The 9,827-nt window shown below is 41.5% G+C and carries 7 protein-coding genes; 1 reads left to right on the top strand and 6 read right to left on the bottom strand.

Annotated elements, in window-relative coordinates:
• The 6 genes from HMPREF2758_RS06770 to HMPREF2758_RS06795 all read right to left on the bottom strand — a co-directional run.
• Positions 1 to 3,209 (bottom strand): adhesin domain containing protein (locus HMPREF2758_RS06770; protein WP_148128891.1); only part of this gene is annotated, 3,209 nt, incomplete at its 3' end.
• Between the two features lie 224 nt (positions 3,210 to 3,433).
• On the bottom strand, positions 3,434 to 4,765 hold the full coding sequence (locus HMPREF2758_RS06775) for a sensor histidine kinase (protein ID WP_070609726.1): 1,332 nt from the start codon (positions 4,763 to 4,765) through the stop codon (positions 3,434 to 3,436).
• Positions 4,765 to 5,418, bottom strand: a complete 654-nt coding sequence (locus tag HMPREF2758_RS06780) for a response regulator transcription factor (protein ID WP_070609727.1) — start codon at positions 5,416 to 5,418, stop codon at positions 4,765 to 4,767. Before HMPREF2758_RS06780 ends, HMPREF2758_RS06775 begins: the two co-directional genes overlap by 1 nt.
• 17 nt (positions 5,419 to 5,435) lie before the next feature.
• The gene (locus HMPREF2758_RS06785; RefSeq protein WP_070609728.1) at positions 5,436 to 6,812 is read right to left on the bottom strand and encodes an ABC transporter permease; all 1,377 of its coding nucleotides are present in this window, start codon (positions 6,810 to 6,812) and stop codon (positions 5,436 to 5,438) included.
• 17 nt (positions 6,813 to 6,829) lie between these two features.
• Positions 6,830 to 7,474: an ABC transporter ATP-binding protein gene (locus HMPREF2758_RS06790; RefSeq protein ID WP_070609729.1), complete on the bottom strand. Its 645-nt coding sequence runs from the start codon at positions 7,472 to 7,474 to the stop codon at positions 6,830 to 6,832.
• A 10-nt stretch (positions 7,475 to 7,484) separates the two neighbouring features.
• Complete coding sequence (locus HMPREF2758_RS06795) at positions 7,485 to 8,765, bottom strand: ABC transporter permease (protein ID WP_070609730.1); 1,281 nt, start codon at positions 8,763 to 8,765, stop codon at positions 7,485 to 7,487.
• A 198-nt stretch (positions 8,766 to 8,963) separates the two neighbouring features.
• Between HMPREF2758_RS06795 and HMPREF2758_RS06800 the strand changes: the two genes are divergently transcribed.
• Positions 8,964 to 9,797, top strand: coding sequence for an undecaprenyl-diphosphate phosphatase (locus HMPREF2758_RS06800; protein ID WP_083304863.1), 834 nt, complete (start codon positions 8,964 to 8,966; stop codon positions 9,795 to 9,797).
• The last annotated feature ends 30 nt before the right edge of the window (positions 9,798 to 9,827 follow it).

The raw sequence follows: 9,827 nt of genomic DNA on the forward strand, positions 1-9,827 counted from the left end.
TCTTTGACAACTTCTTGTTGGCCAGCGTCTAGGTTTTCATCGTATTCGATGATCGTTTTATAATCGATGGCTTTCTTTTCAAGTACTTCGTGAGTACCGTCGTTAGTTCCCTTACCAACTTGGATAAGTGCATCTTCTGCAGGATCTATTGTTTCAGTAGGCTTACCATCGATTTGAGAATTCTTAATGGTCCAAGTTGTTGTCTTCGTACCAACCTTACCTGGTTTTACAATCTTGTATTCACCTTTTTTAAGTGTGTCTACTTCTTCAACTTTGTATTTAAACGGAAGCTCTTCCTTGTGTTCAACCTTACCTTCAGTATTTCTACCTACTTTGATGATGCGCTTCTTAGGTGCCTTGGTCTCAGTAAATTCGCCTACTTCAGTCTTAGTTACCTGACCATCTTCAATTGTAAGAGTAGTTGTTCTGGTCTTTTCTCCTGGTTCACCTTCTTGGGTAACTTTTTTCTCACCTGGAGCAAGGCTATCGTCGAATTCTACTTCAGTTTCAAATCCTACTTCAACTTTTTCTTCAATCTTGTGAGTACCATTGTTCACACCTTCACCGACGTGGATTAGACGTTCTTGTGGTGCTTCTATTTCTTTTTCTTCTTCTTTTATGATTTTTGAATCTTCGATCGTATAGGTTACTTTCTTAGAACCTACCTTACCTTCAGTGATGACTTTGATTTCACCTTTTTTAAGATTTGGATCTTTTTCTACCTTTGTTTCAAAAGGAACTTCTACTGTTTTTTCAACTTTTCCATTTGTCCCATAAGCCATAAATTGAGCTTCTGTTTTCTTTGTACCTACTTCTAGCTTGCCATCTTCTTCATAGTAGTGGGCTGTGACTGGTACATTTAGTAATGCTCCGTCTATTGATTTGCCTTCTTCGGCATTTGGTACAGTTGCAGTTACCTTACCGGTATTTTCATCAATTGTTACGTGCCAAGTATTACCCTTATCATCAACATAAGTATCAGATTCTAGGGTGTACTTACCTGGTCTTCTGTTGTATTTATCTTCTGTATTTAAAATAACATCTGAAGAAAGCTGATCGCCTGACTTACCTGCCTTAGCATTGTAACGCGCCGTCATATTGGCCCTTTCTTCGATAACGAAATAAGCATTGACTTCTTCCGTAATGTCTTCACCCGGTTTTTGTTCATCCACATAGTGAGCGATAACTGGTACTGCAAGCTTTTCACCACCATTAAACGCTAGTGGATCTACTGGTTTTGCAGTTACCTTACCGGTTGTTTCATCTACTTTTACAGTCCATTTATTTCCCTTATCATCTGTAGCTAGTTTATTGCCTGCTTCGTCAGTTTCAAGTGTATCTGGAAGAGTATAACTACTTGGTGGTATTCTCTTTCCATCTTCTGTGACGGTTGCAGCAGATGTTTGTTCATTTACCGGGAAGTTTACTTGGGTGTCATATTCTGGCTTGATGTAGGTTGATTCTTGAACTACAAAGTGGAACCAGTGGACGTCTTTTGACCCATTTGTATAGGTATATTCTAAAGGAATTGCGACAAAGTCTCCTGCCTTGGCTGATTTAGGAGCAGTTACCGTGAAATTCGCAATGTCGTTTGGATCCACATCCACCTTCCATTGATCTTCCGGAGCCTTCCCCTTATTCTCACGGTTGATAAAGTCCAAGATAAGCTTACCAGAAGCTTCTCCTTTATTTTGGGCTTCATTCATTTCAGCAGCTGACTTGTCAGTTTCACCCGGATTTTCCGGCTCGACGATACCCACTTTAAAGGGCTCGCCCGGTTTTACTCCAGATGAGGTCACCTTAGAGGTATCATCACCATTACCATCTTCAAACTTTTGGTCATAATAGCGTGTATCGTCAAGGTTTAGCTTGAAGTTACCGATAAGGTTGTAGTGGTCGTAGCGGTCGATGCCTTGCTTGTCGATTACAACATCCTTACCCTTGTGGTTGATTGTAGCAGTTCCAGCACTTGTTCCTACATAGGTTCCTCTATCCCATTCATCCTCAGCTGCTTGAGCTATAGCGTTAAATTCATCTGCTGTTCTTGGACGGGCAAAGAACTTAACATCTAGATTTTGGATTCCCTTATAGTCAGGAGTATTAAAGATGGAATCTTCTTTGATGATTGTTTTTCCATCTTTATCCTTTGTTAGGGCACCTTCCGGCATTTTAACAAAGATATTGCCGTTATCACCAATATAGGCCTTAGCTCCTGGGACAATTTTCCCTGTAATAGGATTATAGACTTGACCTACTAGTCTTTCTTTGGCACTTTCATCAATATTGTCTACCTTGATACCAGTGTCAATGTCTTGACCTTGGACAAAATGTTTTTTATTTGAGTCGTAATTATTTTTATTAAGTTTAAGTTCTTGAAGCTTGTCATTTTCATTTGGCCATGGGTTAACCTTGTAGCTTATACCAAAGCTATCTCCGAAAAACTTAGTTCCTGGCTTAGCTTGAGTGTAATTATCCTTAAAACCAAAGGAAGTAGAGTCATTATCCTTATTATTAATATGTTCTAAGGTTTCTTTACTTGCTTCGTAATTTAAGTTTCTTTGTCGCACACTAGCTGTTAACTCTGTATTTTCTGTTGGTTTGTAGCTTACAGCAGGGGATTCAGCAATTAACTTATCTCCCTGATTCATCATTGGTTTATCACCAGGATTTACAGGAATAAGACCAGAATCAGTTACAGTAACCTTGGTATAGGTTCTTTGACCAGTCTTTTTGTCGATGGTAATTTGGTAACCATATTCGGTCTTGCTTGGCGATGTTTCTGATGGGTTTTTAAGTTCAAACTTAAAGCCGTCTTTTTCTACCTTTTCATCATTTTTTTCTAAAGTTTGATTGGTATCTCCTGGTTGGAGGTCCGTTTCCTTATAGCGGTTACTTCCATCATAGTCTTTTATATTTTTTTCATCTTCTCCGTAATTAGGCTCAGTCGATGCTGGAGCATTAGCTTGAGCCACTGCAGTTGGTACATTTTCATCGGATAAAGCCAATCCTTCTGAGTCATCAACTTCTTGCCGGTCGTCTACAGGGGCAGAGTCTGTCACTGCTTTATTTTGTGCTTGAACGGTCTCTTGAGGAAGGTCTACTTCTCGAGCTTCAACGGTTTGTACTTGCCCCGCTAAAATAGCGGCAATAGCCACACTCCCAACCCCAAGGGTCGTTTTGCGGATCGCATAGCGATAATTTTTTTCCATTCACTTACCTCCTATATATATAAGCATGGATCATCTTATTTAATTGGTGCTTAATCTTCTTATTTAAGCTTTGATTAGCAGTTTTATTATACAAAGAACGTCTTTGTAATGCAAATTATAGAGGTTCTTTTTTAGCTTGTTTTTTATTAATTTCATTGATTCATCATAAATTATAATCGTTGATAGTGATTAGCTAGTTCTCGCTTCTTTTTGACCTAAAATAATTAAGAATTTTTATGACACTGAATTAAGAAAGTCCAACTATCCTGACGACGATAGTAGCGATAAGGCACTTGGTATTTATCCAGCAGTCGCTTAATAATAAAGAGGCCCAAGCCGGTACTCTTCGTCCCAATATCCCCAGACTTAATCTCCGCCGTCCTATCTTCTTCTAAGGGGGTGGCGTTGGCTTCTAGACTGGTATTCTGGATATAGAACCAACCTTGTCGACTCCCTACTTCGATCGTTTCACCTGGCTCAGAGTACTTGATGGCATTGGAGATCAAGTTCGATAGCACAATCTGAAAGGCCGACCGGCTAATATAGAGACTTTCTTGATCTAAGTGGCTAACCATTCTAATAGATTTTTCTTGAGCCCAGAGAGCATAGTCTTGATAGACCTTCGTTAATTCAGGGCCAATCTGAACCCAGTCTTCATCTTGACCCAACTGTTCAACCGAGGAAAGTGCCAGAATCTGACGAATACTAGCGGATAGGTCTTGAGTTAAGTCCAAACACCGATCGATATATGTATCACGGTCCTTATACTTTCCCACCTGATACTTCATGTTCTCCAAGATGATCTGTAGACTTGCTAAAGGTGTCTTCAAATCATGGGATGCCCCTGTAAAGAAATCAAAGCGAAGACGCTCTAATTCAATGCGAGCAGCCGAGTTCGCTTCGACTTGTTCGATCACTGCTAATAAATGACGGTATAAATGGTTGAGCTGGTCCTTCAATTGACCAATCTCATGATAAGAATTAATAGGAAGCTGGGCTTCTGGATCGAGCTTCATCATGCGATCAGTCACCCGCTTAACTTGTTGGATATGGTGCGTGATCACCTTGGCATAGATATAAGCGATCAGCAGAGCGATTAAGAAAGATAGAGCAATCGAATAAGGCAAAAAGGCCAAGGATAAATCCTTAGCTTCTTTTTTTATATCGGCTGTCGAGACAATCTGGACCTTGATCGGGCCTTGATCCTTAGATTGAACCGACCGTTCTTCAATAATCAAGGAATTGTGGTGACTCGTTAGATCACGGTCAACTTGGTCATCAACCGGCAAGGAATCTGGCTGACTAGCCGTTTGGATAAAGGCCTTAATCGTATTCCCATTGGAATAGACTTCCAGACTTTGACGAATGGCTGAGACTTCCATCCCCTCTAAAGACTGAGCCAAGCCTTCAGCAGCTTGGTCTAATGCCTGCTTACGGGTCATCAAAAAAGTTGGCTGAAAGATAAAATAAATGGTTAAATGGACGACTACCACCAACCCCGTCAGAATTGCCAGGGTTGATAGGAAGAGTCCAGGAAAAAGTTTAAATCGTTTCATTATTTCTCCAATTTATAACCGACGTTGCGAACGGTCACTATACAGTCTAGCTTAAGCTTACGGCGGAGTTCTTTAATATAGACATCAATCACCCGATCAAAAGGAATCTCATCGCTATCTTTCCAGACTTGGTCAATGATCTGGCCGCGTGATAAGACCTGCCCTTGATTCATGACTAAACACTGTAAAATCTCAATTTCTTTAGGGTTCATCTTTACAGGATGATCATTGACCGTTGCAGAATAGCTTTGAAAGTCTACCACTGTCTCTTGGTATTGAAAGACCGAGTCTTGCCCATAATAGCGCTCCATCAAGGCATCAATCTGAGCCTTAACCACTGGCAAAGAGAAGGGCTTTTCCACATAGCCATCCGCTAAGGAAGAAAAAGCCGCTACCTTATAATCTTCACCAGTAAAGGCTGTTAACATTAAAACGGGTACCTTAGACATCTCCCGGATCCGCTTCAAGACTTCCAGCCCATTGAGGACTGGAATCTGAATATCTAGAATCACCAATTTAATCACATCCGGATCAAAGAAGATCATCGCTTCACCCCCGTCGCTGGCTTCTTTTACTTCATACCCTTCATTACGCAGGTATTCTGCTAAGCCATCGCGGATCAGTTCATCATCTTCCACTAACAATAAGGTCATCGAATTCTCTCCTTCTTTTATTCGATATCAATTAATAGGTCTTTAGCTGACTTCTTAAAGAGTTTAAGGGAGGCTAAGGCCAGTGCCAAGGCTAGGACTCCTAGAATAAATAGGAAGCCTTTGCTAATGATGGCGGGATCCAAGTGAATAGATAGGCTAGTAATGGTCTTGTTAAAGCCATCGACTTCCGCACCCCCACCCAATCCTGCTGCGGAGGATTGGCTAGCGATTTCTTGCTTTAAGCTTCCTGTTACTTGGTTGAGGATTTGGCTACCCATCATTTGACCTAAGGCTTTGGCTACCCCTAAAGAAGCAATAAAGGCCGGTATGGACACTAATAAGAGCTCCATAGCGAATTGGCCAAAGATCTTCAACTTAGAGATACCTAAAGCTAGGAAAATACCAATTTCAGCGCGGCGGGCATTCATCCACAAGATTAATAGTAAGCTTAGAACAATCGCTGCAAAGATTAAGACAGCTAAGAGAATCTTTTTCGAGATGCCATAGATGCCTGAGATAGAAGCTTGTAGCATTGGATAGTTTGAGCTTGATTTAATTAATTGGTAGTTGCGCCAGTCAATGTCCAATTTTTGTAACTTGCCTAAGAGATTATCTAACTTTTGCCCCCCTTTGACGAAGAAGGTAGCATCTTGATAAGCAGCGGTCTCTTCATCATTACCATAGACCTTGGCTGCTGTATCAATATCGGAAATCACATTGTTCTCATAGAGCTCTTGAGCTACGGTAACACCAGACTTATTATGACCATCGAATAAGCCCTTAATGGTTACTTCAAAAGTCTCATCAGCCTGCTTAACATTATCCGCATCATAGCGATTAGACTTGATGGTTACTTTGTCGCCCACCTTCAAATGATTCTTAGCTGCCAAGTCTTTATGCATAAGGATCTGATTCTTGTCACCTTCTTCAAGGGGCTTGCCTTCCACCAATTCAAATTCTCCAGAGACAAATTTATCTTCTCTTGCTGACTGGTTGACTCCGGTAATCATCACCGCATGCCCAAATTCAGCTTGTCGGTCAGAAGACTGGTTTTGTTGAATTTGATCATTATCAACTAAATCAAGATCAGGTAGATCGGCAACACTGTTAATTCGTTTCACATAATCGACAATGTCTTCTAAGTCGGCAATCTGTTGGATATCCTTTCCAGCGACGTTCCCGCCACCACGAGGGGTTCCAGGATTATACTGACGGTTGATCTGCATCGAGAAACTATTATTGATGTCTTTCAAGGTCTCTTCAGCAGCCTGGTCTGTAGCTGCATTAATCGCTAGACTAATCAAAGTTAAGCTAGAAGCCATCAAGACAATCACAAAGATCAACAAGCTTTTTAGTTTTTTACGGGTTACATAGGCTAAAGCATTTTTAAACATCTTTCATCCCCCTCCTTCTAAGCGTAATTATTGACCGCCACTAGACTTCGATCCTTTAATTCAAGGACTTGATCGGCAGAAGCAGCCAGTTCACGACTGTGGGTCACCACAATAACACATTTATTACGATCACGAGCTAGCGTCTTCAAGAGACTGACAATCTCCGCCGCCGTTCCTTCATCTAGGTTCCCGGTCGGTTCATCGGCCAGAATAATCGGGGCTTCAGACACTAAAGCTCGCGCAATGGCTACCCGTTGTTGTTGACCACCGGATAATTTTTTAATGTTACGATTAATTTGATCACGGTCAAGACCCAACTCAATTAAGATTTCCTCTGGGGCTTGAGGATTCACCAAGCGAATATTCTCTAAGGGGGTTAAGTAGTCAATCAAATTATAGGATTGGAAGACCAAGGCGATATGATGTTTGCGGTGGTAACTATCCCCTTTTTCTTTGATGTCCCCTCCTTGGAATAGGATCTGTCCGCTACTTGGTTGATCTAATGCGGCTAAAAGGGATAAAAGGGTTGACTTTCCGGAGCCTGACTTACCAATAATGGCATAGAATTGTCCTTCTTGGAATTCTTGGTTGACCAAGGTCAAGACCTTTTCACGCGAATCAGGATATTTATAGGATACATTTTTTAACGATAAGATATTCATAAGATTACTCCTAACTAATTTTTGCTAATATATGACTGGGGCGTTTACTTAAGATCACTGCGGAAGAGCCACTCACAGCAAGAACGATAATCAACATCAATAAGCCATAAGCTTGAAAGAGCGTAACAATGGCAGGAAGACCCGTAGATGCTTTAAGTGCTAACGAATTAATAGAATCTGCCGCTTGACCAAAATTCAAGCTAGCTAATAGTGGCTTGAGCATCAAGGGTTGCAACAATGCTGATAGGACAAGTGCTGGCAAGGATAAGAAGACTAATTCGGCGAGGAATTGGCCGAGAATCTTAACCTTAGACCGTCCAATCGCTAATAGAACCCCAATCTCATAGAGTCTCTCACGTAACCATAGAAGAAGAATGGCCGTCAATATGACCCATCCAGCGAACATCACTCCGTAGGCTACCCAGTGAAAAAGACTTTTCAGTGTTTTGATAGAACTTAAGATCTGATCATAGGCTTGGCTGTCTTTGGTGACATCCAATTGACTATGATCCTTAGCCCAAGCTTGAGCAGCCTTGAAGCTTGCTTGTAAGGCTTGAGGGTCTTTCGCATAGCCATTCAACTGAGTCAGCTGCTCATCATGTCCTTTCATTAATAATGTTTGACTGCCCGAATAGTCCATAAAGAAGGTATTCTCACTTAAGTCCGAGGATACGCCGGTATATTGCTCCTGGCGCTTACCTTGGAAAATACCGACAATCTCAAAGGGCATGGCTTCCTGGTCCGCCGGATCACCTTCTAAACTAACCGGCCGTAACTTAACTTGATCATGTAGCTTCAATCCATTAGCCTTGGCAAATTCTTCATGAATCAAGATCTTATGATTGTCTTTGTAGGTTAATGCCCGTCCAGATACTAGCTGAAAGACCTGACTATTAAAGAGCACATGCTTGGCTGAATCATCGGTTGCATAGAGAGCAACATTGTTCTTAAGTCCTTCAGTCAAATCATCCCGCTGGATTTTCTGGGATCCGGTAACAGCTTGATGGTCAGTTAGTTGAGCATTCCCTTCATAGAACCGCACCCACTGATTATCTGGCTGACTGTCTTGTAGGGATTGCACCTGTTTTAAATCAAAGGGTTGAGCTGGATCCTTGGATCGAATGGAATAAGCTGCTTGCGAAGCTTGATACAAGGTGGCTTCCATCTGATTGGACTGCTTGACTAAGTCAATGCAGGCCGTCAAGGCTAGTAAGATCAAGGTCAACATGCATAGCAAGCTAATACTCCGGGTTTTCTTTCGCTGGATATAATAATAAGCAATTTTTAACATAGAACACCTAGTTTCTAATAAGTTAATGAAGTTCAAAAAAACAGCTTTCTTTTGACTTATTATAGACTAACTTTTTAATGTGAAACAGTGATGAAATTGTTGGGACTTTTCTAACCCTTTCTGAAAATCAATTGAACAGTGACAGGCCTAGTGCTTTTCGCTATAATAGGGTTTGACTTTTATAGAAGAGGTGATACTATGCCAGTGATCGATCTGATCGAATTCGCAAAAATTATTATTTTAAGTATTATTCAAGGGATCACAGAGTGGTTGCCGATTTCATCAACGGGACACCTAATTTTAGTTGAAGACTTGCTGCAATTACAATTAGATCCTAATTTTATGGAGATGTTTCGAACGGTTGTCCAATTCGGATCCATCTTAGCGGTGGTCCTTTTATACTTTAATCGACTCAACCCCTTAAATCCCCGCAAAAACCAGCAAGAAAAAAAAGATACCTGGATCCTATGGTCCAAGGTGATTATCGCCACCATTCCGGCGGGCGTGCTAGGGCTGTTAATTAAGGATTATATGGAAGAATACTTTAATACGCCCTATGTAGTAGCGGCCGCTTTGATTATTTACGGTTTTGCCTTTATCTGGATTGAAAACCGCCAGACAGGCCGACATGATAAGATTGACCGTCATTTACAAGATGTCTCCTATACCAGATCCTTTAAGATCGGGCTCTTCCAAGCCCTATCCTTGATCCCTGGAACTTCCCGGTCGGGTTCCACTATCCTAGGAGGACTTCTATTGGGTATGGACCGCACTGTCGCCACTGAATTCTCATTCTTCATGTCCATGCCAGTCATGCTCGGTGCTTCTCTGGTTAAGCTCAAAGACTTTGGACTCGACTTCAGCCAAGCCGACCTCATCTACCTACTATCCGGAATGTTCGTCGCCTTCATCGTCTCCGTCCTCGTCATCCAATCCCTCTTAAAATATATCCGCCGCAACGACTTCAAAGCCTTCGGCTACTACCGAATTATCCTAGGAACCCTCGTCATACTCTATTATTTATTTAAATAGAGTGCGACAAAAGTCGGTTTGAGCCGTTGA

It is taken from the genome of Facklamia sp. HMSC062C11, assembly GCF_001810675.1.
GTDB lineage: Bacteria > Bacillota > Bacilli > Lactobacillales > Aerococcaceae > Facklamia > Facklamia hominis.